The following is a 23,247-nucleotide window of genomic DNA, read 5'->3' on the forward strand; positions in this document are numbered from 1 at the left end:
CCTCCTCATGTCTACGTCGATCGGCAACGAGTGTGCCAGGCGTTGCTGTGTGTGCCGGTCGCGACCCTCGCGAAGGGGGGATGGGACACTGGAGATCGTGTTGGTCACCGGATTCCCGGCAGGCATGTTGGCGTGCAACTGCTACGTGCTGGCCCCGAGAGCCGGCGCCGACGCCGTCATCGTCGACCCGGGCCAGCGGGCGATGGGTCCGCTGCGGCAGATCCTCGATGACAACCACCTGACGCCGTCGGCGGTGCTGTTGACGCATGGGCACGTCGACCACATCTGGTCGGCGCAGAAGGTCGCCGACATGTACGGCTGTCCGGCCTACATCCATCCCGAGGACCGGTTCATGCTGACCGACCCGATCAAGGACTTCGGCCCGCGGCTGGCGCAGATCGCGTTCGGCGCGCTGTTCCGCGAGCCCAGGCAGGTCGTCGAGCTCGACCGCGACGGCGACAAGCTGGAACTCGGCGGGGTGACGGTGACCGTCGACCACACGCCCGGCCACACCCGTGGCTCTGTGGTGTTCAGGGTGGCCGACGGCCCTGACGAGGTGGTGTTCTCCGGCGACACGCTGTTTCGCCAGTCGGTGGGCCGCACGGATCTGCCGGGCGGCAGCGGGCGGGACCTGCTCGGCTCGATCGTGACAAAACTGTTGGTGCTCGACGACGACACCGTGGTACTACCTGGACACGGTGAGAAGACCACGATCGGCTTCGAACGTCGCGCCAACCCGTTCCTCGAAGGCTTGAGTTAGTGAGTGACTTTCAGGCGCCCAAGGGCGTCCCGGATTACCTGCCGCCCGAGTCGGCACAGTTCGTCGGTGTGCGCGACGGTCTGCTCGACGCCGCCCGCCGTGCGGGGTACGGCGACATCGAACTGCCGATCTTCGAAGACACCGCGCTGTTCGCCCGCGGCGTCGGCGAGTCCACCGACGTGGTGAGCAAGGAGATGTACACGTTCTCCGACCGCGGCGATCGTTCGGTGACGCTGCGCCCGGAAGGCACCGCCGGTGTGATGCGGGCGGTGATCGAGCATGGCCTGGACCGGGGGCCGCTACCGGTCAAACTGTGTTACGCCGGGCCGTTCTTCCGCTACGAGCGCCCGCAGGCCGGACGCTACCGGCAACTACAGCAGGTCGGCGTGGAGGCGATCGGCGTCGACGATCCCGCGCTGGACGCCGAGGTGATCGCGGTCGCCGACGCGGGCTTCCGGTCGCTTGGGCTCGACGGCTTCCGTCTGGAGATCACGTCGCTTGGCGACGACAGCTGCCGGCCGCAGTACCGGGAACTGTTGCAGGACTTCCTGTTCAAGCTCGATCTCGACGAGGAGACCCGGCGGCGCGCCGAGATCAACCCACTACGGGTACTCGACGACAAGCGGCCGAAGATGCGCGAGATGACCGCCGACGCACCGGTGATGCTCGATCACCTGTCCGATGTCGCCAAGCAGCACTTCGAAACCGTGCTCGCGCATTTGGACGCGTTGGGTGTGCCGTACGTGATCAACCCGCGGATGGTGCGTGGGCTGGACTACTACACCAAGACCACGTTCGAGTTCGTGCACGACGGGCTGGGTGCGCAGTCGGGTATCGGTGGTGGCGGCCGCTACGACGGGCTGATGCACCAGCTCGGTGGAAAAGACTTGTCCGGCATCGGCTTTGGGCTCGGCGTGGACCGAACGGTGCTGGCACTGAAGGCCGAGGGTAAAAGCGTGGGCGGGACTGCCCGCGTCGACGTGTTCGGTGTGCCGCTCGGCGAGCAGGCCAAGGTCAGGCTGGCGGTGTTGGCTGCGCGGCTGCGTGCCGCCGGTGTGCGCGTCGACCTGGCCTACGGCGATCGCGGACTCAAGGGCGCTATGCGTTCCGCTGACCGTTCGGGTGCCTCGATCGCTTTGGTGCTTGGGGAGAACGACATCGAAGCGGGCACGGTCGGGGTGAAGAACTTGGCGACAGGCGATCAGGTCGACGTGCCCGCCGAAGGCGTTCTCGCCGAGGTGCTTTCCCGCCTGCACCTCTAACCATTCCTGCGCGCGGGGGATCTCGCGTCAATCTGCCGGCGGTATCCAGACAGTAATCCGGTGCCCGTGAACCCCAGAACGCTCACGAGCCCGCGAGCGTGCGCATTTGTACAGTTTTGCTCGGCGTGTCGTGTACATACATGCACGCTCGCCGAAGGAGGTGAGCCCTGATGCCTAGATGGCCATGGCGGCGCGGACGTCGGCCTCGGAAGCCGATCCGCCGGTGCCGGACGACGTGACGCGGCCGGCCTCCAGGATGTAATACCGCTGCGAGGATTCCAGCGCGAAGCCGATGTGCTGCTCGACGAGCAGCACGCCGAGATCTCCGCGGCGGGTCAATGTGGTGATCGCAGCTTCGATTTCGGCGACCACCGACGGCTGGATGCCTTCCGTCGGCTCGTCGAGAATCAGACACTTCGGCGACGTGATCAGCGCGCGGGCGATCGCCAACTGCTGACGCTGGCCACCGGACAGCAGACCCGCCCGCCGCGACAGCAGTTCCGTGAGAGCAGGAAACAGGTCGAGTTGCTCGTCGATCAGCGCCTTGCCGTTCTTCCGCCCGTCGGCGACGACTTGAAGGTTTTCCGCCGTCGTCAGCTGGCCGAACGACTGCTGGCCCTGCGGCACATACGCCAAGCCGCGCGCCACTCGTGCGCTCGGCCGCAACTTCGTGATGTCGTCACCGTTGAAAAGCACCTTGCCCGCAGTGCATTTCAGCAGTCCGACCGCCGCCCGCAGCAGGGTGGTCTTGCCTGCACCGTTGTGACCCATCACCGCGGCCACGCCGTCGGAGGGCACTTCCACGCTCACGCCGTGAATGACTTCTGAGCGTCCATAGCCCGCATGGACATCGACAAGCTGGAGCATCAGGAGCTCTCCTCGATGAGTTCGTCGGGGATGCCTTCAGCTCCCGCGGCCGCGGTACCGAGATAGACCTCCTGCACCTTCGGATTGGCCTGGACTTCGGCCACCGAGCCCTCGGCGATCACCTGCCCGCGTGCCAGCACGGTCACCGAGGTGGCAAACGCGCGCATGAAGTCCATGTCGTGTTCGACGACGACCACCGTGCGCTCGGCACCGATGCGGCGCAACAGGTTTCCCGTCTCCTCCCGCTCCTCGTGGCTCATGCCCGCGACGGGCTCGTCGAGCAGCAGCACGTCCGCGTTCTGTACGAGCAGCATGCCGATTTCCAGCCACTGTTTCTGGCCGTGCGCCAGCACCCCGGCAGGCCTATCGGCCAACGCGGTCAGCCCGGTTGTCTCCAGCGCGTCCTCGATGGACGGCAGCACACCACGCCGCCGACGAAGCAGCGTCAACGGCGATCGGCCCGCGCCCGCGGCGATGTCAAGGTTCTGCAGCACCGTCAGCTGCTCGAAAACGCTTGCCGTCTGGAATGTCCGGCCCACCCCGAGCCTGGCGATCTTGTGCACCTTCTTGCCGAGTAGCTCCACACCCGACTTGCTGACCGAGCCGCTTGCAGGCACCAGCCCGGTGATCGCATCGATCACTGTGGTCTTGCCTGCCCCGTTCGGCCCGATCAAGAAGCGCAGATCGCCCTGGAACAGGGTCAGGTCGACGTCGCTGACCGCCTTGAACCCGTCGAAATCAACCGTCAACCCACGCACTTCGAGGTACTCGGTACCCATGCCGACGTTGCCGCCGGCGACCGGCTCAACGACGGTCATGACGCCGGCACCTTCTCGGGCTCGAGTTCGGGCTCAGGGGCGGGGGCCGCGGGCTTGGCCTTGCGCCGTCGGCGAACGAGCGCACCCAGGCCGGCCAGACCGGCGGGGAAGAAGCCGACCACGACGATGAACAGCACGCCCTGTGCGTAGGTCCACTCCGACGGAAAGCGTTCGGAGAACAACGTTTGCGCCCAGGCCACGCCGATCGCGCCCAGCACCGGGCCGAGCAGTGTGGTGCGCCCGCCGATCGCGACGCCGATCAGGAACGCGATCGACGGGAGTATGCCGACCTGCGACGGCGCGATGAACCCGACGATCGGCGCGAACAGCGCACCGGCGATGCTGGCGAACAACGCGGCGACGGTGTAGGCGACGACCTTGATGTTCGCCGGGTCGTAACCGAGGAAGCGCACGCGCTCCTCGCCGTCGCGCACGGCGACCAGTAGTTCGCCGTAGCGGCTCTGCATCAGCTGGCGCACCACCGCGACCACCAGAAGCAGGACCGCCGCGGCGATGAAGTACAGCATCCGCCGGTTCACCGGGTCGTTGAGCGTGAACCCGAAGAACGTCCGAAACCTGTTGAGCCCGTTGCTGCCACCGATGCTGGTCTGCCCGACGAGCAGGATCGCCAACGCGGCCGCCAGCGCCTGCGACAGGATCGCGAAGTACGCGCCCTTGACCCGGCGCTTGAACACGCCAAGGCCCAGCGCCGCCGCGATCGCCGTCGGCACCAGCACGATCGCCAACAGCGTGAACGCGGGGGAGGCGAACGGCTCCCAGTACGCGGGCAATACGCGTACACCCGCGATCTGCATGAAGTCGGGCACCTTGTCGCCGCGCAGTTCGGCATCGGCGATCTTCAGATGCATGCCCATCATGTAGCCGCCGAGGCCGAAGAACACCCCCTGGCCCAACACCAGCATGCCGCCACGGCCCCAGGCCAATCCGATGCCGACAGCGACGATCGCATAACACAGAAACTTGCCGAGCAGGCTGAGCCTGAAGTCGGACAACACCGCAGGCGCCGCTGCGAACAGCGCCACCGCCGCGACCCCGAAACCCGCCCATGTCTGCCAGCGGCCAACAAGTGACCTCACACCAGACTCCTTGTGCGCACCGTGAACAGACCCTGCGGGCGAACCTGCAGGAAAATCACGATGATCACGAACACGATCACCTTGGCCAGCGACGCGGTCGTGTTGTACTCGATGAACGAGTTCAAGAAGCCCAGTGCGAATGCCGCGATGACGGTGCCCTTGATCTGGCCCAGACCGCCGACCACGACGACCAGGAACGCGTCGATCAGGTAACTCTGCCCGATGGTCGGGCTGGTCGAGCCGATCAACGTCAACGCCACACCCGCCACCGCGGCAAGGCCGGAGCCGATGAAAAACGTTGTGATGTCGGTCTTCCGGGAGGAGATGCCGCTGGTTTCGGCGAGGTCGCGGTTGGCCACCACGGCACGGATGCGACGCCCCATCGGGCTGACCTTCAACACCGTGGCCAGCACCGCCACACACACCACCGCGAGCACCAGGATGAAGATGCGTGTCTTGGGCACCACGGCGCCGAGGATGTCCATGCCGCCGGAAAGCCACGACGGCGCACCGACGTTGACCGCGGGAGCTCCGAAGATGTCGCGGGCCACCTGCTGCAAGATCAGCCCGACGCCGAACGTGACGAGCAGCGTGTCCAGCGGACGGTCATACATCCGCCGGATGAGCGTGACCTCGAGCAGCGCACCCATCGCCCCGCCAACCACGAAGCCGACCAGTAGCGAAATCAGCAGGGATACACCGGAACTGGACACGACCTGCTGCACGACGTAGGCCGTATAGCAGCCTGCCATGATGAACTCGCCGTGCGCCATGTTGATGACGCCCATCTGGCCGAACGTCAGTGACAACCCCAGAGCGGCCAGCAACAGGATCGAGCCGAGGCTTAATCCCGTCGCCAGCTGTCCGATCAGGACATCCATCTCAGCTGGAGAGACCCGCGGCCCAGGGGTAGCTCTTCAGGTATGGGTCCGGCTTGATCGGCCCGGGCGACTGCCAGACCGTGTAGATCAGGCCGTCGGGGTGGATCTCGCCGATCCGCGCGGTCTTGGTGATGTGGTGGTTGTCGCCGTCGATGGTGACCAGGCCCTCGGGTGCGTCGAACGTGACCCCACCACAGTTGTCCTGAATCGCCTTGACGTCGAACGACTTCGCCTTCTCGACGGTGTTCTTCCAAAGGTAGAGCGAGACGTAGGCGGCCTCCATCGGGTCCGACGTCGGCTTGTCGGCGCCGTACTTGTCCTTGTAGGCCTTGACGAACGCCTTATTCACAGGGTTGTCGACAGTCTGGTAGTAGTTCCACGCCGTTAACTGGCCCTCAATGTTCTTCGCGCCGATGCCCGTCACCTCTTCCTCGGCGATCGACACCGAGACCACAGGCATCTTCTGCGGCGTCAGGCCGGCGTTGGTGTACTCCTTGAAGAACGCGACGTTGGAGTCGCCGTTGAGGGTGTTGAACACCGCACCCGCATTCGAACCGCGCACCTTGTTGACGATCGTGGAGAAGTCGGTCGAGCCCAGCGGCGTGTAGTCCTCGCCCTTGATCTCGATGCCGTTGGCTGCCGCGTACGCCTTGATGATTCGGTTGGCGGTCTGCGGGAACACATAGTCGCTGCCGACCAGATACAGCGACTTGATGCCCTTCTCTTTGAGGTAGTCGAGCGCGGGGACGATCTGCTGGTTGGTGGTGGCGCCGGTGTAGAAGATGTTCTTCGACGACTCCAGACCCTCGTACTGCACGGGGTAGTACAGCAGCGAGTTGGCGCCCTCGAAGACCGGCAGCATCGCCTTGCGGCTCGATGAGGTCCATCCGCCGAACACGGCCGCCACACAGTCACTGCTGATCAGTTTTTCGGCCTTTTCGGCGAACACCGTCGGTTCGGATGCGCCGTCCTCGCCGACGAGTTGAATTTGCTTGCCCATCACACCGCCCGCGCCGTTGATCTGCTCGACGGCCAAATCGATCGCGTGGCGCACCGTGACTTCCGAGATCGCCATGGTGCCCGACAGCGAATTCAGCGCGCCCACTTTGATGGTCGGGCCCGAGGTGTCGACGCAGGATTTGGCGTTTGCCGCATCGGTCTGGTTGGCCTTGCTTCCGCAGCCGGACAACAGGAGGCTGGTCGCGGTGACGACACTTCCCGCAGCTAGGGCCGACCTTGTCAACGACGAGCGTCGTGGAAGTCGCATGAACAGCCTTTCTGAATGTCAGCAGCGCTCATTGGGAAGACGGGCGACTGCGGGAGCGCGAAAGTTAAGACACCCTTTGGGACGTCGAATCGGGACGTTAGAGCGCCGGTGTTTCTGCGAAATGTCTGTGTGTGACGAACAAATTAACCTGTGGCAAGGGCGAGTTTGTTTGCAGTTCATTTGCCGCGCGGTAGCTGTGTGACGGGTGTTGTAACGATCCGGTACGGTGCGGCGATGTGACGAACATGCGAACAACGACAGCCAGGGTTGGGGCGGCGTTGGCGGTGGCCGCCGCTGGAATTGCGCTAAGTCATGGCACATCGAGCGCTGATCCGGCCGGTCACCAGGTGCGGTACACGCTCACGTCAGCCGGTGGTGCGGATTTCGACCTCTTCTATCTGACGACGCAACCTCCGAGCAAGGCGGCCTACAACGCCGACGCGTATTCGTTCGTGAAACGAGAGACCATCAACGTCGGACCGGACACGCCGTGGGTGTTCGAGACCACGCTCGCGGATCCGCAATGGGCGATCCTGACCGTCAGCAGCACCACGCACGGCGGGCAGGGGGCACCGAATCCGCACTGCGAGATCGCCGTCGACGGTCAGACGGTTGTGCAGCAGGACGCTCCGTACAACCTGCAGTGCCAGCTCTCGCAGTGGTGAACTAGCCGCTGGCGAATACGTAGACCCAGGCCTGATCGCCTGACCGCAGCGGCACGGCGACGCGGCGATAATCGTCGACCTCGTACTCGTCGGCGGCGGCAAGGTCCTCGGCGCTGATTGCGAACACGGTGCCCTCGACTGCGGCCCCGGGACGGTCCGTCGGCTTGAGGATCGGATGGCGGTCGCTGCCGCTGGTGGCGATGACGTGCGGGTCGGTGATGGTGACGTAGTCCAGGTCGTAGCCGACGATGGCGTCGGGCCGTCCGTCGATCTCGCGACCGAATGTCGCCCGCTGTACTTCGGGCTGGCGCAGCGTGCCGTAGGAGAACAGAAGTTCCGTCACGCCGCGAAAGATTACGCGGCGCGCACCGCCCGCACGAACGACGCCACGGCAGCGCCGATTTCGTCAGGGCTGTCCTCCTGGACGAAGTGCACTCCCGGCACCGATACCTCTGTTTGGTTCGGCCACGTGCGCACGAAATCGAGCACGCGTCCACGCACCAGCGCGCCGGGTTCGCCCTTGACGAACAGCTTCGGAACGTCGCTGTGCGCCAACCATTCCCCGTACTCCGTGACGATGCCGACGACGTCGGCGGGTTCACCCTCGATCGGGATGTTGCGCGGCCATGACAGCGTCGGACGTCGATCCTCGCCGGGGTTGAGGAACGGCTTGCGGTAGTGATTCATCTCCTCGTCGCTCAGCGTGCGCTGAATAGCGCCCGGCAGAACCGCCTCGACGAACATGTTGTTGTCCAGCACCATCCCTTCGCCTTGCGGCGACCGAAAGCCTTGAAAGACCGCCTTGACGGGCTCGGGAAAATCTGTCCAATCGATCGGCATCGCAACCGCTTCCATATACGCGATGCCGGCCACACGGTCACGGTGTTGGTTCGCCCAGTCGAAGCCCAGCGCAGAACCCCAGTCGTGCAGGACGAGGATCACGCGGTCGCCAAGATCGAGTTCGTCCCACAACTTGAACAGATAGTCGCGTTGTTCGGCGTAGTGGTAGCGGTCAGGGCCGGAGTCGTCGAGCTTGTCCGAGCCGCCCATGCCGATCAGATCGCAGGCGACAAGCCGGCCCATCCCTTCCAGATGCGGCATCACGTTGCGCCACAGATACGACGAGGTGGGGTTGCCGTGCTGGAAAACGATCGCATCTCCCTGGCCTTCATCGATATAGGACATCCGCTTGCCGTTGATCTCCTTGTACTGCAGCTGTCCGTACGGCTTGGTTCCCGGCATGGCTTCCTCCTCAATCTGATTGGTTGTCTGCGAGCTTGGCGGCGGCGTCCCTGGCGACCCGCAGTATCCGCGTCGAGAACTTGGGGTCGACCACCCCGCGGGACAGCGCCATCCCGCCGACACAGATCGCCATCAACGCGATCGCATCGTCGAGGCGCTGGTCGTCGCCATCGCAAATCGCCGCGAGCGACGTGCGTAGTTCACGTTCGTAGCTGGCGCGGAACTGCTCGGAGCCATGCGCCGCGTCGGAGCTCAGTGTCGCGAATCCGCAACTGGTAGAAAGGTCGTCGCGATGAGCGGTGGTGAGGTAGCGCTTGGCCAGGCCGGTCAGCCGTTCTCTCCACGGCTCGCCCCGACGTGGCTTGATCCAATGCGCACGGCCCGTGGTGATGGCCCGCGAAAATGCGGCGCTAGCTAGATCGTCCTTGCTGGCGAAGTGCGAATAGAACGTGCCATGCGTCAACCCGGCGTCGCGCATCACCGGCACTATCGCCGCCCCGTCGAGTCCCTCCTCGCGGATCCGGCGGGCGGCGGCGTCGAGGATCTTCTCCAGCGATTGTTGCTTGCTCTCAGCGCGTGCGCCCGCGGGATTTCGCATGATGACCATCATGTTATCCGCATGACGGACATCATGCGAATGATTTGAGATGTCTTTATGCGCCGACGCGTCTGGCAAAACCCGGTCCGCGTCCTTCAACACCGGGGAGAATCCGAGACGTGGTTTGACGTGTGATGGGGTTTGGCGACAACTGGCAATCGCAGGAGGGTGATCGATATGAAACGAGGTCGATGGGTTGCCGTGGCCCGGCTCGGTCAACTCCATTGGATACTCGGCAATGTCTACGAGGCCGTGGTGGATGTGCCCTCGCTGCTTGCGGACGCGCACCCCAACCGAGAGCCGGGGCTGTTGAGCGCGGGCAGCCCGCTTCGGTACTACCTCCCCGCGGCACCCATTACCTTCGTGGCCACCGGTGTCGCTCTGGCCGACGACTGGCGATCCGGTGGCGACAGGCGCCTGACTGCCACGGCCGCGGCTGGCACGGCATCCGCGGCAGCGCTGACCGCGTACCTCGTGCGAACCGTGAATCTACGGCTGTTGAAAAGTCCAACACCCCTGACCGCCACCGAACGCCGGGCACTGATCACCACGTGGCATCGCGGCAATCTGGTGCGACTCGCGGCTCTGGCAGTGGCGGCGTGGGGGCTGCGCCGCGGTCCCGGCGAGCGTTCGGGGCTTACCTCACGCGCGTATTGAGATGTCCTCCTGCATCGGCGCGTTCCAGTCGATGGTGTATCGCTGTTCGGCGCCCATCGTCTTCTCGAGATTCATCGTCTTGACCATCAGCGGCAGCATCACTCGCATCAGGCGCTGCGCGACTGGTCCCGGCGCCTTGGCGTGGCTGATGCGGGCACCGCGGGCAGCGATCTTCTCCACGCGGGGGCGCCGCAGCCGCTCATAGGCCTCGAATGCCGACGACACGTCGGGCAGGTCGCGCAGGCAGCGAGCCAACTGGATCGCGCTTTCCATCGCCAGCGACGCGCCCTGGCCCGTGCTGTTCGACGGAGCGTGTACGGCGTCGCCGACGAGCACCATGCGCCCGCGGTGCCAGTGGGGGACCGGCGGCATGATGTGCAGCGCGCCGACCGTTTGTAACGTTTCGCTCGTCGTCTCCGCCGCTAGCCGCGCACCGGGCACGTCGTCGGCGTAGGTGGTGCGGAGCGTGTGCAGCCAGTCCTCGGCCGCCACCGCACGCGCCTGCTTCAGGCTGAGGTATTGCGGCGACGGCAGATTCGCGCCCCAGCCAATCCGGCCGTCGGGCCGCTTCCAGTACAGGTAGTACGCGCGGCGGCCGAACGCGAACGTCATCGAGCCGGGCTCGAGGGCTGACGTATCGGGGGCATCATCGACCAGCCCTTCGAACCCGAGCAGGCCGAGGTAGCGGGCGTCGGGGGCGTGGGGATCGACAATTCCGCGCACTTTTGAGTGCACACCGTCGGCGCCGATCAGCACGTCGGCGCTGGCGTTACTGCCGTCGGCGAAATGAGCGGTGACGCCGTCGGGCCGTTCATCGACGCGAATCAGTCTCTTACCGTGGTGGATTCGCACGCCGGCACGCTGCGCGCAGTCATGGAGAAGACGATGCAGAGCGCCGCGATCGACCAGCTGCCGTGGCGGAAGCCCCGGTGGCACAGGCATCTCGTGGCCTGCCCTGCTGGCGATCGACATCACCGACCGGGTGATCGGGATCGCGACGGCACGCACTGCGTCGTCGGCGCCGACGATGCGCAAGGCGGCCAAGCCATTGGGCTCCAGCGCGAGTGAGCCCCCGATACCGCTGACAGATGACGGATCGGCAGGGCGGGCTTCGTACACGGCGGTGTCGATGCCAGCCATGGTCAGTGCGGTGGCCGCAACGGGGCCGGCGATACCGCCGCCGATCACGAGAGCCGTCTGTGCTGCGGGCATGTGGTCTCCTTACTTCTCGAGGTCAGCGAATTCGGTTGGCATTTCGCCGGTTTCATGGAACTTGCGCCACGCGTCGAGATGCGGGAACGTGCCGGCCGTCAGTTCGTGGAGCAGCGACGTCGTCCATTCGATTTCGGCGTGGGTCATCGCGATGCGGTATTCGTCCTCGATGAGGAACAGCCGCGGCACGGCGGCGGCCTGTTCGAGTTCGCGGCGCAGCGAGTCGAGCGAATCGGTCAGTCGCTGCACCCGTTGGCGCAGCAGGGCTGCGACGTCCTGCGGGGGGAGCACCGCCAGCACGGACAACCCCGCCACGAATCGCGTGTGCTCGGCCTCGGGTTCCGCGATGAGGTCACGCGTCCACCCGATCAGTTCGTCGCGGCCGGCGTCGGTGATCTGATACACCGTGCGTTCGGGTCGGGCGCCTTGCCGGGTGACGCCGATCTGCTCGAGGTAGCCGTTTTTCTCGAGGTTCTGCACGACCGTGTAGAGCGAGCCCCACTTGATGTTCATGTCGCGGTCCTTGCCGCGGGCCCGCATCACCGAGGCCATCTCATACCGGTGCATCGGGCGCTGCACCACAGTGGCCAGCACGGCCAGTGCCAGCAGATTCCCCACCTTGCGCTTGTCTGCCATCAGATCCCCGTCCATCGAATACTCGTCGACGAATATACGTGTGCGAGTATCCCGACACAAGGCGGTAATTACCTTGACATCGCATCGAACGTCAGTTCGAATAGGAGTATGCGGTGGGACGCTCAGGGTGTCAGCGTCGACGATGGCGCCCTGCCTGGCCTGCAGCGGATCGGATTCGTCCGCAGCGTGCGCACGCCGCAGTTCGAGGGCATCACCTTTCACGAGGTGCTGTGTAAGTCCGCGCTCAACAAGGTCCCGAACGCTCGGCCCAATGTCGCCGGCCGCCCGGCTCCGTCGATGCTCCCGTTCAATTACACCGTCAACGGGTACCGCGGCTGTTCGCACGCATGCCGGTACTGCTTCGCGCGGCCGACGCACGAGTACCTCGATCTCGACTGCGGGACGGATTTCGACACCCAGGTCGTGGTCAAAACCAACGTGGCCGATGTGCTGCGTCGCGAACTGCATCGGCCGTCGTGGAACCGCGAAACCGTCGCACTGGGTACCAACACCGATCCCTATCAACGGGCCGAGGGCCGGTATGCGCTGATGCCAGGGATCATCGGCGCGCTGACCGATTCGGGCACACCGTTTTCGATCCTCACCAAGGGCACGCTGCTGCGCCGGGATCTTCCGCTGATCGCCGAGGCGGCACGCCGAGTCGACGTCAGCGTCGCGGTATCACTGGCGGTCGGAGATGCGGAGCTGCACAAGGACGTTGAACCCGGTACGCCGTCGCCGCAGGCCCGGCTGGGCTTGATTGCCGCCATCCGCGACGCCGGATTGGGCTGTCACGTCATGGTGGCGCCGGTCCTGCCGCGATTGACGGATTCCGTCGATCACCTTGACGAACTACTGCGCCAGATCGCCGACGCGGGCGCGACGGGCGTCACGGTATTCGGGCTCCATCTACGCGGCTCGACGCGCGGCTGGTTCATGGCATGGTTGGCGCGGTCGCATCCCGAGCTGGTGTCCGAGTATCGCCAGTTGTACCGGCGCGGTGCGTATTTGCCGTCGGACTACAAGAAGATGCTGCACGACAGGGTGACGCCGCTTGTCGCCAAGTATGGGCTGGCGCCGGACCGCCGGTCGTTCCGTGCCGTGGATGCCACAGCGACACCGCCTGCCGAGGTCCTCGAGCCGACGCTGTTCTAGCCGCGCCGAAAGTGCTGCGAGATCGACGTCTCAGCTCTTGTTGCGCTTGACCTGATTGAACGGCACGCCGCGATCGGCGGCGTACTCACGCGGAAAGCCAAGCACCCGTTCACCGATGATGTTCTTCGCGATCTCCGTGGTGCCGCCACCGAGGGCAGCGGCCTGACGCGACAGGTATCGCTCGCCATAGCGGATCAGGTCATCATCAAGGTCGACCACGCCGGCGCTTCCGGTGATCGCAAGCACGGTGTCGAATTCCAGATGATGAACCTCGGCGTGCGTGACGCGAATGATCGAACCCGCCGCCGGTGGTAGTGAACCGTCGAGCACACCGTGATAGACGTGGTCGATGAGCTGCTCACGCACCGCGCGGTGCACGAGCGCCCGCCCAGCCAGCACACGGGCATGCTCGTTGTCGGCCTGACCGGTTTTCTCCAGCAGGGCGACGTAGTCGATGGGCACATCGGACTTGCCTTCGGCGCCAACGCCGCTGGCGAATTCCGAGCCCCCGCCGACGGCTCGCCTCTCGTGATAGAGCTGTCGGGACGCGACGTGCCAACCGCCGTCGACCTCGCCGACGACAGCATCGTCGCCCAACTCGAGGTTGTCGAAGAATTCCTCGCAGAACTCGACCGAGCCGTTGACCTGCTTGATGCGCCGCAACGTGATTCCAGGGCTCTTGATGGGCACCAGGAACATCGTCAGGCCTTCGTGCTTGGGCACATCCCAATTCGTGCGGGCCAGCATCAAGCCATAGTCAGCGGCGAACGCGCTGGTGCTCCAGGTCTTCGCACCGTTGATCACCCACTTGTCGCCGACGCGGTCGGCGCGGGTGATGACACCCGCGAGATCCGATCCACCACTGGGTTCCGACAACAGCTGGACGAGCACCTCGTCGCCACGCAGCACGGCCGAAATGTGTTTGTGCTTCTGCTCTTCCGAGCCGGTGTCGAGGATCGTCGCCGCGCAAATAGTGAATGTCGGCGTGTTGAGGATGATCGGCAGCTCGTAGTTGCGCGATACGTCGTTGAAGGCCTTCTGGTAGGCGATGGGCAAACCGAGCCCGCCGTATTCGCGCGGGAAGCAGATACCCGCGAATCCGCCTTCCCACAACTTCTTTTGAAGTTCGCGCGCCCGCAGCCACGGCGCCTCTTCACCCCGGTCGTGTTCTGGCGGGTTGTTCGGATCGATCGACGGCAAGTTCTCCGCCAGCCATGCCCGGGCCCGGGTGGCGAATTCCTCTACCGATTCGGTAGTTTCGGTGGTCACCGATGTGGCCTCCGTCATGAGGCGGGCTCCAATTGCTTAGTGAGGTCATAGACCCGCAGGTTGTGGTCCTCGGGCGTGCCGAACATCGACCGGTACAGCGTGACGCGACGCAGGTATAGGTGCAGGTCGTGCTCCCAGGTCACGCCGATGCCGCCGTGCAACTGGACGCAGTCCTGCAGCATGCCCGGAGCATGTTCTCCCACATAGGATTTCGCCACACTCACCGCCATTTCGGCGCTGGGTGATCGTCGGCTCACGGCCGCGACCGCCGCGTTCGTCGTCGCGCGGCAGGACTCGAACCAGATCTTCAGATCGGCATACTTGTGTTTGAGCGCCTGGTAGGAGGCCAGTGGACGACCGAAAGAATGCCGGTCGAAGCCCCACTGGATCGTGAAGTCCAGCACGGTATCCAGGATGCCGACCACCTCTGCGCACTGAAGCACTTGTGCGATCTGGCTCTGGCGCGCGATCAGGCCGGCGGTCTGATCCGCGGTACCCACTGCGGCGGATTCAGCGACATCCACGCCATCGAAATGCACTCGGGCATAACTCTTGACCATGTCGATCGACCGTTGGGGCTCGACGCGCACGCCTCGCGCATCCGTCGGCACCAGGAATTGGCGGGGGACTCCGTCGCATTGCGCGACCACCAGCAGCACCGTGCTTTCCGCGCCCGCCTCGACGCGGTCCTTGACACCGTCGATGCGATAACCCGACGGGGTTGGTGTCGCGGTGACCGTGGCATCCAGCGGTGACCACGGCTTGCCCGGCTCATACACCGCCCACGACGCGACCGCCTCGCCGGACACCAGGGATTCGATTGTGTCCTCGTGGTTTTCGGGCGCCTCGACCAACCCGGCGAGCACGGTGCTGACGGGATGCAGCGGGCCGGGGGCGACGGTTCTGCCCGCCAGCTCCGCGACCAACGCCAGGTCCGCCACGCCGTCGCCCGACACGCTGCCGCCGCCGAGCTCCTCGGGAACCAGCAGGCTTGTCCAACCAAGCTCTGCGGCGCGGCGCCACCAGTCAGGCTCAAACGCGATGCCGGCCTCGTGCAGTTGGCGCAGCCGGGTCAGCGACGCTTCCTTGTCGAGGAACGACTGGGTCGTCGAGGCGAACAACAATCGTTCGGGGGAGGCGGCTTCGGTCACGGCACCCAGCTCGCTTTCAATGTAATGCGAACGTGCGTGCCAACGAGTCGACACGCACGTTCGCGACGATCAGCCGTACGGTCAGGCCAGGACCAGTTCCGGCACGTCGGGGTTGTGGACGATCTTGTTGGGCACCTTGAACAGGTCGATCATGTTGCCGCCCATGACCTTCCGCTGGCCCTCCTCATCGAGACCCTGCAGGTCGTCGATCAGCTTGGTGGGCTCGGCCAAGCCCTCTGGATGCGGCCAGTCAGAACCGAAGATCACCCGGTCGACGCCGCAGAGCTCGGCCATCTTGGCGAAGTCGTCCTCCCAGAACGGGGCCACGTAGACACCGCGCCTGAAGGCCTCGATCGGATTTTCCGGGAACTCCTGCGGCATCTTCTTGTAGGTGTTCTCGAACTGCTTGAACAGGTAGGGCACCCAGTCCGCGCCGTTCTCGATGGACAGGATGCGCAGATCGGGGTTGCGGGACAGCGCACCGTGGCAGACCAAGGCCGCCATCGAGTCCTCGATCGGCCGCTTACCCATCGAGACCATCCGGAACGCGGTCGGCTTGAACGGCAGGAACTCGTCGGCCGGCTCCCAGTCGTTGAGGTATTCGGCATAACCGGAATCCGAGGCGTGCATCGACACCGGGATACCCGCCTTCACGCAGGCTTGCCAGAACGGGTCGAACTCCGGCAGGCCGAACGAGCGTGTGCCACGCATGCCCGGCACCGGTGCCGGCCGAACCAGCACGGTCTTCGCGCCGCGCTCCAGACACCACTCGAGTTCCTCGAGGGCGCGGTCGACGATCGGCAGCGTGATCACCGGAGTCGAGAAGATCCGATTCTCGTAGTTGAACTGCCATGTCTCGTACATCCACTCATTGAGTGCGTGGATGACGTCGTGGATCAGCTCGGGATCGTCCTTCATGCGCTCCTCGACCAGGCTGGCCAGGGTCGGGAACATCAGCGAGTAGTCCAGGCCAAGGGAGTCCATGACCTCCAGCCGTGCCGCGGGCTCGCGGAACGCGGGGATCGCCTTGATCGGCTTGCCCATCACCTCGCGGAAGCTCTTGCCGCCGCTGCCGTGCCGGAAGTACTCCTCCTGAGCGCCTGGCCGGGCGACGACCTCGAAGGTGGGGTTCGGGATGTAGTCGCTGACCTGGTTGCGCACCATGATCTTGGTGCGGCCGCGGACCTCGATGTAGTCGATGACGTTCTTGCGGTGATCCGGCAGGAACTTCGTCAGCGCCTCTTTGGGCTCGTAGAAGTGGTTGTCGGCGTCGAACACCGGATAGGGAAGCTGGCGTGCCGCCATGTTCGTCTCCTGGAAGTCGCATTGCCTATTGGTGGTAATGACATTACCACGTCTGGACCAGCATAAACACCACCCCTGGCAGACGGATTTTCGGCTTCGGTATTGCGCAGGTCAGACGGGGTCGCGGCGGGCGAGGAGCCCACCCACGCAGAAGTCGTAGATGTGGTCGGCGTCGATAGGGACGCCGTTCAATTCCGCTCCGAGGACTTGCAGCCGCATGGCGCCCAGTGCCGATTGCATGATGAGCGCGGCGGTGGCGGAGACGTCGAGGCCGCTGCGGAACGTGCCCTCGTTGATGCCGCGGTTGATGATGTCCTTGATCAGCTCGTGCAAAGGCGAAAGGACACGGGCGTATTCGCGCGGCAGCGTCTCGGCGAGATGGTCGTTGTAGTCGGTCAGGCCGCGGTTGACTCGATCTTGGGTGCTCGATTGGGCGGGCTTGCAGATGCGGTCGATGAGCACACACAGGGCCGCAGTGCTCTCCAGGCCGGTCGTATCCTCGCGCCACTTCTTGGTCGACTCGGACATGATGTTGTCGATCAAGGCCAGCAGCAGCTCGTCCTTGGTCGAGAAGTGCTGGTAGAAGGAGCGCAACGAGGTCTTTGACCGCTCCACGACCTCGAGCACGGTGAAGTCGGTGCGTCCTGTTTCGCCGAGGATCGCCAGCGCCGACCTCATGAAGCGTTTGGCGCGGGACTCGGCGTCGACAGCGGCGTCTGCTTGACCGCTCGACTTCGCCATGAGGACCTTCCGGATCGGGTGGTTTGTCGGTAATGACGTTACCGCTTTTGCAGAAGCTCGGTTACTGTTCCGTCCCATGACGACAGACTCAGCGCAGACGCAGTGGACCGTTCAGAGACTGCTCGATCTGTTCGACGTGAAGGCTGACGGACCGGATCGCTACATCGCCGAGACCGGTATCGCCGCAGAGGATGAGCGGCAGGTCGTGGAGGGCACCCAGGTAGTCGCGCAGGCGATCGTCGCAGTGGCGAAACGATTCCCGGACAAATCCATCCGCTCGGTCCACGCGGTGTTCGCCCGCGCGGTCATGGTCAGCGCCGGCCCGGTCGAGTTGGAGATCGACGTCGTCAGCGAGGGCCGGTCGACGGCCACCGCGGTCGTGGCGGCGAAGCAGAACGGCAAGCGCTGCATCACGATGACGATGCTCGCGGATATCCCGACGGGCGACGTGATCCGTCATCACCTGCCCCGCCCGGAAGTCGCGTCGCCCGCGGACGCGAACGTCTCGGAGATGCCGATGATCGGGCGCGAACTGCGCCTGGTCGACGTCGTCGACGTCAACAGCCCCGACGAGGTGGGGCCGCCGGAGATCTACGCGTGGCTGCACTACGACCCGATCCCGACTCGCGACGACCTCGCGAAGGCGTTGGTCGCGTATTTCACCGGCCACCTTGGTATTTCGACGACGATGCGTGCGCACGAGGGGATCGGCACCGCACAATCTCACCTGACGGTGGCCACCGCCCCGCTGACGATCACGGTGAGCTTCCACGAGCCGGTCACGTGGAACGGCTGGCTCCTCTACAGCCACGAGAGCACCCAGGTCGGTGCCGGCATGTCCTATGTGCGCGGGACGGTGCACACCGAAGACGGTGAGCTGATCGCCTCCTTCTCACAAGACGCGTTGATCCGCCCGTTCCGCGAAAGCGAAACAAAGATCAAGTCGCAGTCGCGGCTCTAGGGCGACAAAAATTCGTCGAGCGCGCAGCCATGTACGCGTGGCGCCGGATTTTGCGTACCTGGCTGCGCGCTCGCCGCTTGTGTCCTCCGTGTGCGCGGCTCTAGATCTTGAGATAGCCCTTGTCCGCGGGAATTTGGGCCGCGGTCACCAACGACGATGCGTCGCTGGCCAGCCACACGACGATGTCGGAGATCAAGTCCGGGGCAGCGAGCGAATCGGTCGGGAGCGCGCCTGGCGAGTAGCTGTGGATGTAGTTCGGGTGGTCCTGGAACACCTTGTACATCGACAGGTCGTTACCCATCGGCGTGTCGGTGCCGTACGGATGCACGGAGTTGACGCGGATACCGAACTCGCCGAGCTCGACCGCCAGCGAGTTGGTCAGCCCCACGACGCCGAACTTGCTGGCGCAGTAGTGCCCGCAGCCGGGGACGGCCTTGATGCCTGCCGCTGAGCTGATCGCGATGATCGACCCGCCGTTGCCTGCCTCGATCATCGGCGGCACGACCGCCTTGATGGTGTTCCACAGACCCGTCAGGTTGATGTCGATGATGTCCTGCCACTGCTTGGCTGAAATCTCCCACAGCCGGCCCCAATTCAGCACGCCTGCGTTGGCCACCACGATGTCGAGCCGCCCGAAAGTCTCGATCGCATTGGCCACCACCCGCTGCTGACCCTCGGCGTCTCGGACGTCGACATGGTCGGCAAGAATCTTGCGGCCCTCGCTTTCGACGAGGCCCACGGTTTCGGCAAGGTCCTCGAGACTGGCCGGCGGATAGCCGTTGTGTTCGGCGACCGGCCCGCACACGTCGATCGCGACGACGTCGGCGCCGGCACGCGCCAACCGGATGCAGTGCGAACGGCCTTGTCCGCGTGCGGCTCCCGTCACATAGGCGACCTTGCCTGCCAATGGTGTATCGGTCATGTGGAGTAACTCCTTGTGACGTCGTACGCGTGGTGCACGATGTCGTGTAGGTGGTATATCGAGATCGTCGCGACGGTGAACTCGCTGCCGTTGCTGCGTAATCCGCGCCGCGACCACGCGCCGGCGGGGACGTTGGCGTAGGTGTCGGCCGCGACGCTTGCGGCATCGAACAATTCGGTCGCGACGGCGGCGGGGTCCTGGGCGGCGTAGTCGTCGGCGATCGCGGTCTCGTCCTGGTCCCAGTTGGGGAATTGCGGGTCATCCTCGTCGAGCATGAGGCGGACCCGGTGATTGAAGATGCGGTGGACGTCGCGCACATGGCAGCCGTATTCCAGCGTGGACCACACATTGGGCCGGGGTCGCGTGCGAACACCGGCCTCGCCGAGTCGGCGGGCCCAGTCGGCTGCGTCGTCGCGGATCTGATCGGCGACCTCGGTGTGATGCACCGACGCCGCATCGAAGGCGCACTCCGGGCACGGGCTCGACAACACCCACGTCCAGTCCTTGGTGTCCGGCTCGATGGGCTCAGGGGTCACGGAATCAGTGTGGCAGCCACCTCGCGCATCCGGGCGCCGGCTTGCGAAGAAATCGGGTCGCCGTGGCCGACGCACGCGGTTTCGACGTCGAGCCCCGCCAAACGCTGAAACGACGCCACCGTTTGCGCTCGGTCCTGGTTGAACGTGCCCAGCATGATGGTGCCGACGTTGGCGACGGTGTCACCGGTGAACAGCACGCCGTGACGTGGCAGATGGATCGCGATGCTGCCCGCGGTGTGGCCGGGAATCGACAGGATCTGCGCACCGCCGCCGAAGTCGAGCACGTCGCCGTCGCGCAGTTCACGATCCACGGCCGCAGGAGGAGCCGTATCGGGCAGGCCGACGGAAACCCGTTGATGGATAGGCACTTCCCAGTCCTCGAACACCGGTGGCGGCACCGCCGAGCCAGCCCGGATCTCGGCCGTATCGCCCGCGCCGGCCATGACAGTCGCACCGGTCGCCTCACGCAGCTCGGCGGCGGACCCGGTGTGGTCGACATGGCCGTGGGTCAACACGATGCGGTCCACGCCCGGCACCGTCGAGAGGATCTCTGCTCCCGATCCGGGCGCCCCGGTGTCGATCAGCGTCACCGAATCGCCGTCGCGCCAGACGTAGACCTGCCAGCCGTTGACACGCAACATCGTCAGGCTGGGGGTAACCGCCACAGATTCCATGACCCGACGCTAGGACGCGGCCGCGGGCAACCAAAGCCAATCAGCTGCTGGCGAAATCACCGACCAGCGCCGAACGCAGCACGTCCAGCGGAAGCCCGCCGAGATCCAGTGCCCGGCCATGGAAGTCTTTCAGCGACATTCCCTGGCCGAGCATGTCGTCGCGCAGCCGCTGCCAGATCCGTTGCCCGATCGCATACGACGGCGCCTGACCGGGCCAACCCAGGTACCGGTCCAGCTCGAACCGAAGATGCTCTTCATTCATCGCGCTGTGCGACTGAAGGAACACCCATGCGCGCTCGGCGTCCCACTGGCCGCCGTCCGGTGCGGTAAGGCCACAGTGCACGCCGATGTCGAGGACCACGCGCGCTGCCCGGAAGCGTTGGGCGTCAAGCATTCCCATTCGGTTGCCGGCATCGTCGAGCCAGCCGAGTTCGGCCATCAAGCGCTCGGCGTACAGCGCCCAGCCCTCGCCGTGCCCCGATACCCAGCACCCCAGCCGCCGCCACCGGTTCAGCCGGCCGGCGTTCACCACCGCCCTGCCGATCTGCAGGTGGTGGCCGGGCACCCCTTCGTGGAACACCGTCGTCGTTTCCTGCCAGGTGCGGAACGTGTCGACCCCTGGCGGGACCGACCACCACATCCGGCCCGGCCGTGACAGGTCCTCGGACGGCCCGGTGTAGTAGATGCCGCCGGTGTGCGTTGGCGCGATCCGGCACTCCAACCAGCGCAGCGGCACGGGAATGTCGAAATGCGTGTCGGCAAGCGACTCGACGGCTCGGTCCGACAGGTCCTGCATCCACGCCTGCAGTGCATCGGTGCCGTGCACCAGGTAGCGCGGTTCGTCGTCGAGACGTCGCAGGGTTTCGCCGACGCCGGCACCTGGATAGAGCCGCTGGGCAATCGATTCCTGTTCGGCGACAATGCTTTCCAGCCGAGCCAGGCCCCACTCGTAGGTTTCATCCAGGTCGACGGTGGTGCCGAGGAACTCGCGCGACAGAAGCCGGTAGGCGTCCCGGCCGCACGCGTCCTCCTTGCGCGCGTGCGGGGCTATCTCGTCGCGCAACACGGTTGCCAGGCCGCGGTAGGCGTCAGCGGCGGCCGCAGCGTGACGCTGCAGGTCGTCGTGCAGTGCCGCATTGCCGGGTACCGCGTCGGCGACCATCTCGACGAAGAGCCGCTGGATTTGACCGGCCTGGTCGATACCGCGGGAAACCTGTCGCGCGGCAGGCGCATGCCCGGCCGCAACCCGTGCGCGCAATGCGCGGGCATAGCCGGAGACGCGGTCGGGCAGCTTCGACATCCTGCGACCGATCACCGCCCAGTCCTCGTCGGTGTCCGTCGGCATCAGATCGAACACGTCACGCATCGACTGCAGCGGGGACGCGATCACGTTGAGTTCGCCCACGCCGATCCCGGCGTCGTGCAATTCGATCTGCAGGCCGAGTCGTTCGCGCATCGCCGCGATCGTCACGTGGTCGACATCGTCGACCGCGGTCGTGCGATCGAGCTCGTACAGTGTGGACCGTGCCGCCTCGACGCGAGCCGTAATGCCGTCGGGGGAGTAGTCGGTGATCTCGTCGTCATGGCCGAGTATCCCCATTTCGGTTGCCGCGCAAGGGTCTAGCGCGGCGAACACATCGAGGTAGCGCTCGGCGACGGCGTCTACGGCCGTGGGCGGCCTACCCAAGGTCGTTCGTTGAGAAGGTGTCGCACTTGTTGGGGTCACCAGTCTGGTAGCCGACGGTGAACCACTTCTGCCGCTCTGCCGAGGATCCGTGGGTCCAGGACTCAGGATTCACGCGGCCGGTCGCCTCCTTCTGGATGCGGTCGTCGCCCACCGACGACGCCGCCGACAACGCATCGGCAATGTCCTTGTCGCTCAACGGCTCAAGGAACGGCACCCCGGTGCTTTCCTGCTTGGTGATCGACGCGTAATGCGCCCATACACCGGCATAGCAGTCCGCCTGCAGTTCGGTGCGCACGCCGTTACCCTGAGCGCCTTGCGCTCCCTGCTGAGCACGGCCCAAGTCACCCTTCAGATCTTGTACGTGGTGGCCATACTCATGAGCGACGACGTACTCCTGGGCCAACGGCCCACCGCTGGAACCGAATTGGTCGACGAGCACCTGGAAGAAGTCGGTGTCGAAGTAGGCGGTCTTGTCGACCGGGCAGTAGAACGGGCCTACCGAGGTGTCCGCTGGTCCGCAACCGGTTTGAACTTGATTGTGAAACAGCGTGGTGTGCGGCGGGGTGTAACCGGGCAGCAGCTGGTTCCAGACGCCGTCCACCGAGTTCGTCGTTGCGACGACGCGGCATTCCACATACTTGTTCGCGTCGGCCCCGGTCTTGCAGTGGCTCAAGTCGTATCCGGGCGCTTCGACGCCTCCGGTGCCGATCTGCTGTTGTTCGGGTACCACCGAGCTCGGGTCGATGCCGAGGAAGAGCGCGACAACCACGATCACCAACCCGCCGAGCCCGCCACCGATGGCGATCCCTCGACCAGGCCCGCCGCCACCGCCCGTCGAGATGTTGCTCGTGTCGATCTGCATACCCTCGTTGAAGGTCATTGCA

At 65.1% G+C, this 23,247-nt stretch carries 25 protein-coding genes; 6 read left to right on the top strand and 19 right to left on the bottom strand.

Translation table 11 applies throughout. The features are described from left to right. The first annotated feature begins 97 nt into the window (after positions 1–97). Together ACWW36_RS21055 and hisS are read left to right on the top strand one after the other, a co-directional pair. Entirely contained in the window at positions 98–760 is a 663-nt protein-coding gene (locus tag ACWW36_RS21055; protein ID WP_456137908.1) for an MBL fold metallo-hydrolase, read from the top strand. Further along, on the top strand, positions 760–2,022 hold the full coding sequence (hisS, locus tag ACWW36_RS21060) for a histidine--tRNA ligase (RefSeq protein ID WP_456137909.1): 1,263 nt from the start codon (positions 760–762) through the stop codon (positions 2,020–2,022). The genes ACWW36_RS21055 and hisS overlap by 1 nt, the downstream gene beginning before the upstream one ends. Before the next feature lie 174 nt (positions 2,023–2,196). Here hisS and urtE read toward each other — a convergent pair whose 3' ends face one another. The 5 genes from urtE to urtA are packed head-to-tail and all read right to left on the bottom strand — an operon-like array spanning position 2,197 to position 6,952. After that, complete coding sequence (urtE, locus tag ACWW36_RS21065) at positions 2,197–2,889, bottom strand: urea ABC transporter ATP-binding subunit UrtE (RefSeq protein WP_456137910.1); 693 nt, start codon at positions 2,887–2,889, stop codon at positions 2,197–2,199. Then, the gene (gene urtD / locus ACWW36_RS21070) at positions 2,889–3,707 is read right to left on the bottom strand and encodes an urea ABC transporter ATP-binding protein UrtD (RefSeq protein ID WP_456137911.1); all 819 of its coding nucleotides are present in this window, start codon (positions 3,705–3,707) and stop codon (positions 2,889–2,891) included. Before urtD ends, urtE begins: the two co-directional genes overlap by 1 nt. Beyond that, positions 3,704–4,804: an urea ABC transporter permease subunit UrtC gene (urtC, locus tag ACWW36_RS21075; RefSeq protein WP_456137912.1), complete on the bottom strand. Its 1,101-nt coding sequence runs from the start codon at positions 4,802–4,804 to the stop codon at positions 3,704–3,706. Before urtC ends, urtD begins: the two co-directional genes overlap by 4 nt. Beyond that, entirely contained in the window at positions 4,801–5,685 is an 885-nt protein-coding gene (gene urtB, locus ACWW36_RS21080; RefSeq protein WP_456137913.1) for an urea ABC transporter permease subunit UrtB, read from the bottom strand. The genes urtC and urtB overlap by 4 nt, the downstream gene beginning before the upstream one ends. A 1-nt stretch (position 5,686) precedes the next feature. Next, entirely contained in the window at positions 5,687–6,952 is a 1,266-nt protein-coding gene (gene urtA / locus ACWW36_RS21085) for an urea ABC transporter substrate-binding protein (protein WP_456137914.1), read from the bottom strand. A gap of 245 nt (positions 6,953–7,197) precedes the next feature. Between urtA and ACWW36_RS21090 the strand changes: the two genes are divergently transcribed. Then, a complete protein-coding gene (locus ACWW36_RS21090) occupies positions 7,198–7,617 on the top strand; it encodes a hypothetical protein (protein ID WP_456137915.1) in 420 nt (139 codons plus the stop codon). A 1-nt stretch (position 7,618) separates the two neighbouring features. Here ACWW36_RS21090 and ACWW36_RS21095 read toward each other — a convergent pair whose 3' ends face one another. The 3 genes from ACWW36_RS21095 to ACWW36_RS21105 are packed head-to-tail and all read right to left on the bottom strand — an operon-like array spanning position 7,619 to position 9,457. Further along, on the bottom strand, positions 7,619–7,960 hold the full coding sequence (locus ACWW36_RS21095; protein WP_456137916.1) for a gamma-glutamylcyclotransferase family protein: 342 nt from the start codon (positions 7,958–7,960) through the stop codon (positions 7,619–7,621). 11 nt (positions 7,961–7,971) lie between these two features. After that, entirely contained in the window at positions 7,972–8,859 is an 888-nt protein-coding gene (locus ACWW36_RS21100; protein WP_456137917.1) for a haloalkane dehalogenase, read from the bottom strand. A gap of 10 nt (positions 8,860–8,869) precedes the next feature. Then, positions 8,870–9,457 carry a TetR/AcrR family transcriptional regulator gene (locus ACWW36_RS21105; protein ID WP_456137918.1) on the bottom strand — a complete coding sequence of 196 codons (588 nt, stop codon included), beginning with the start codon at positions 9,455–9,457 and terminating at the stop codon, positions 8,870–8,872. A gap of 177 nt (positions 9,458–9,634) precedes the next feature. Between ACWW36_RS21105 and ACWW36_RS21110 the strand changes: the two genes are divergently transcribed. Further along, positions 9,635–10,114 carry a hypothetical protein gene (locus ACWW36_RS21110; RefSeq protein ID WP_456137919.1) on the top strand — a complete coding sequence of 160 codons (480 nt, stop codon included), beginning with the start codon at positions 9,635–9,637 and terminating at the stop codon, positions 10,112–10,114. Here the strand turns inward: ACWW36_RS21110 and ACWW36_RS21115 are convergent. Further along, a complete protein-coding gene (locus tag ACWW36_RS21115; RefSeq protein ID WP_456137920.1) occupies positions 10,100–11,326 on the bottom strand; it encodes an FAD-dependent oxidoreductase in 1,227 nt (408 codons plus the stop codon). The two genes, ACWW36_RS21110 and ACWW36_RS21115, sit on opposite strands and share 15 nt — an antisense overlap. A gap of 9 nt (positions 11,327–11,335) precedes the next feature. Next, positions 11,336–11,962: a PadR family transcriptional regulator gene (locus ACWW36_RS21120; RefSeq protein WP_456137921.1), complete on the bottom strand. Its 627-nt coding sequence runs from the start codon at positions 11,960–11,962 to the stop codon at positions 11,336–11,338. Between the two features lie 108 nt (positions 11,963–12,070). Between ACWW36_RS21120 and ACWW36_RS21125 the strand changes: the two genes are divergently transcribed. Next, positions 12,071–13,117: an Rv2578c family radical SAM protein gene (locus ACWW36_RS21125; RefSeq protein ID WP_456137922.1), complete on the top strand. Its 1,047-nt coding sequence runs from the start codon at positions 12,071–12,073 to the stop codon at positions 13,115–13,117. 30 nt (positions 13,118–13,147) lie between these two features. On the opposite strand, the gene ACWW36_RS21130 is transcribed toward ACWW36_RS21125, so the two are convergent. The 4 genes from ACWW36_RS21130 to ACWW36_RS21145 form a co-directional block, all read right to left on the bottom strand. Beyond that, positions 13,148–14,404, bottom strand: a complete 1,257-nt coding sequence (locus tag ACWW36_RS21130; RefSeq protein WP_456137923.1) for an acyl-CoA dehydrogenase family protein — start codon at positions 14,402–14,404, stop codon at positions 13,148–13,150. Next, a complete protein-coding gene (locus ACWW36_RS21135) occupies positions 14,401–15,537 on the bottom strand; it encodes an acyl-CoA dehydrogenase family protein (protein WP_456137924.1) in 1,137 nt (378 codons plus the stop codon). The genes ACWW36_RS21130 and ACWW36_RS21135 overlap by 4 nt, the downstream gene beginning before the upstream one ends. Positions 15,538–15,618: 81 nt before the next feature. Beyond that, positions 15,619–16,842 carry an amidohydrolase family protein gene (locus ACWW36_RS21140; RefSeq protein ID WP_456137925.1) on the bottom strand — a complete coding sequence of 408 codons (1,224 nt, stop codon included), beginning with the start codon at positions 16,840–16,842 and terminating at the stop codon, positions 15,619–15,621. A gap of 111 nt (positions 16,843–16,953) precedes the next feature. Continuing rightward, positions 16,954–17,583 (bottom strand): TetR/AcrR family transcriptional regulator, encoded by a 630-nt coding sequence (locus ACWW36_RS21145; RefSeq protein ID WP_456137926.1) that lies wholly within the window; start codon positions 17,581–17,583, stop codon positions 16,954–16,956. A 76-nt stretch (positions 17,584–17,659) separates the two neighbouring features. Here ACWW36_RS21145 and ACWW36_RS21150 point away from each other — a divergent pair, with 76 nt between their 5' ends. Beyond that, on the top strand, positions 17,660–18,544 hold the full coding sequence (locus tag ACWW36_RS21150; RefSeq protein WP_456137927.1) for an acyl-CoA thioesterase: 885 nt from the start codon (positions 17,660–17,662) through the stop codon (positions 18,542–18,544). Between the two features lie 100 nt (positions 18,545–18,644). On the opposite strand, the gene ACWW36_RS21155 is transcribed toward ACWW36_RS21150, so the two are convergent. From ACWW36_RS21155 to ypfJ, 5 genes are read right to left on the bottom strand one after another with little or no spacing between them, the layout of a single operon-like run. Next, positions 18,645–19,466 (bottom strand): mycofactocin-coupled SDR family oxidoreductase, encoded by an 822-nt coding sequence (locus ACWW36_RS21155; RefSeq protein ID WP_456137928.1) that lies wholly within the window; start codon positions 19,464–19,466, stop codon positions 18,645–18,647. Further along, positions 19,463–20,002: a DinB family protein gene (locus ACWW36_RS21160; protein ID WP_456137929.1), complete on the bottom strand. Its 540-nt coding sequence runs from the start codon at positions 20,000–20,002 to the stop codon at positions 19,463–19,465. Before ACWW36_RS21160 ends, ACWW36_RS21155 begins: the two co-directional genes overlap by 4 nt. Further along, positions 19,999–20,676 carry an MBL fold metallo-hydrolase gene (locus ACWW36_RS21165; protein WP_456137930.1) on the bottom strand — a complete coding sequence of 226 codons (678 nt, stop codon included), beginning with the start codon at positions 20,674–20,676 and terminating at the stop codon, positions 19,999–20,001. Before ACWW36_RS21165 ends, ACWW36_RS21160 begins: the two co-directional genes overlap by 4 nt. Before the next feature lie 40 nt (positions 20,677–20,716). Further along, positions 20,717–22,363, bottom strand: coding sequence for a DUF885 domain-containing protein (locus tag ACWW36_RS21170; protein ID WP_456137931.1), 1,647 nt, complete (start codon positions 22,361–22,363; stop codon positions 20,717–20,719). Continuing rightward, positions 22,356–23,243 carry a KPN_02809 family neutral zinc metallopeptidase gene (ypfJ, locus tag ACWW36_RS21175; protein WP_456137932.1) on the bottom strand — a complete coding sequence of 296 codons (888 nt, stop codon included), beginning with the start codon at positions 23,241–23,243 and terminating at the stop codon, positions 22,356–22,358. Before ypfJ ends, ACWW36_RS21170 begins: the two co-directional genes overlap by 8 nt. Between the last annotated feature and the right edge of the window lie 4 nt (positions 23,244–23,247).

The organism is Mycobacterium sp. MMS18-G62 (genome assembly GCF_053877835.1).

Coding starts and splice junctions, on each gene's coding strand:
- ACWW36_RS21140 (WP_456137925.1), bottom strand. CDS start 16,842: ATGGCGGCACGCCAGCTTCCCTATCCGGTGTTCGACGCCGACAACCAC.
- ypfJ (WP_456137932.1), bottom strand. CDS start 23,243: ATGACCTTCAACGAGGGTATGCAGATCGACACGAGCAACATCTCGACG.
- urtB (WP_456137913.1), bottom strand. CDS start 5,685: ATGGATGTCCTGATCGGACAGCTGGCGACGGGATTAAGCCTCGGCTCG.
- urtD (WP_456137911.1), bottom strand. CDS start 3,707: ATGACCGTCGTTGAGCCGGTCGCCGGCGGCAACGTCGGCATGGGTACC.
- urtA (WP_456137914.1), bottom strand. CDS start 6,952: ATGCGACTTCCACGACGCTCGTCGTTGACAAGGTCGGCCCTAGCTGCG.
- ACWW36_RS21130 (WP_456137923.1), bottom strand. CDS start 14,404: ATGACGGAGGCCACATCGGTGACCACCGAAACTACCGAATCGGTAGAG.
- ACWW36_RS21105 (WP_456137918.1), bottom strand. CDS start 9,457: ATGCGAAATCCCGCGGGCGCACGCGCTGAGAGCAAGCAACAATCGCTG.
- ACWW36_RS21110 (WP_456137919.1), top strand. CDS start 9,635: ATGAAACGAGGTCGATGGGTTGCCGTGGCCCGGCTCGGTCAACTCCAT.
- ACWW36_RS21165 (WP_456137930.1), bottom strand. CDS start 20,676: ATGGAATCTGTGGCGGTTACCCCCAGCCTGACGATGTTGCGTGTCAAC.
- ACWW36_RS21090 (WP_456137915.1), top strand. CDS start 7,198: ATGCGAACAACGACAGCCAGGGTTGGGGCGGCGTTGGCGGTGGCCGCC.
- ACWW36_RS21120 (WP_456137921.1), bottom strand. CDS start 11,962: ATGGCAGACAAGCGCAAGGTGGGGAATCTGCTGGCACTGGCCGTGCTG.
- ACWW36_RS21115 (WP_456137920.1), bottom strand. CDS start 11,326: ATGCCCGCAGCACAGACGGCTCTCGTGATCGGCGGCGGTATCGCCGGC.
- ACWW36_RS21100 (WP_456137917.1), bottom strand. CDS start 8,859: ATGCCGGGAACCAAGCCGTACGGACAGCTGCAGTACAAGGAGATCAAC.
- ACWW36_RS21145 (WP_456137926.1), bottom strand. CDS start 17,583: ATGGCGAAGTCGAGCGGTCAAGCAGACGCCGCTGTCGACGCCGAGTCC.
- ACWW36_RS21155 (WP_456137928.1), bottom strand. CDS start 19,466: ATGACCGATACACCATTGGCAGGCAAGGTCGCCTATGTGACGGGAGCC.
- ACWW36_RS21150 (WP_456137927.1), top strand. CDS start 17,660: ATGACGACAGACTCAGCGCAGACGCAGTGGACCGTTCAGAGACTGCTC.
- urtE (WP_456137910.1), bottom strand. CDS start 2,889: ATGCTCCAGCTTGTCGATGTCCATGCGGGCTATGGACGCTCAGAAGTC.
- ACWW36_RS21125 (WP_456137922.1), top strand. CDS start 12,071: ATGCGGTGGGACGCTCAGGGTGTCAGCGTCGACGATGGCGCCCTGCCT.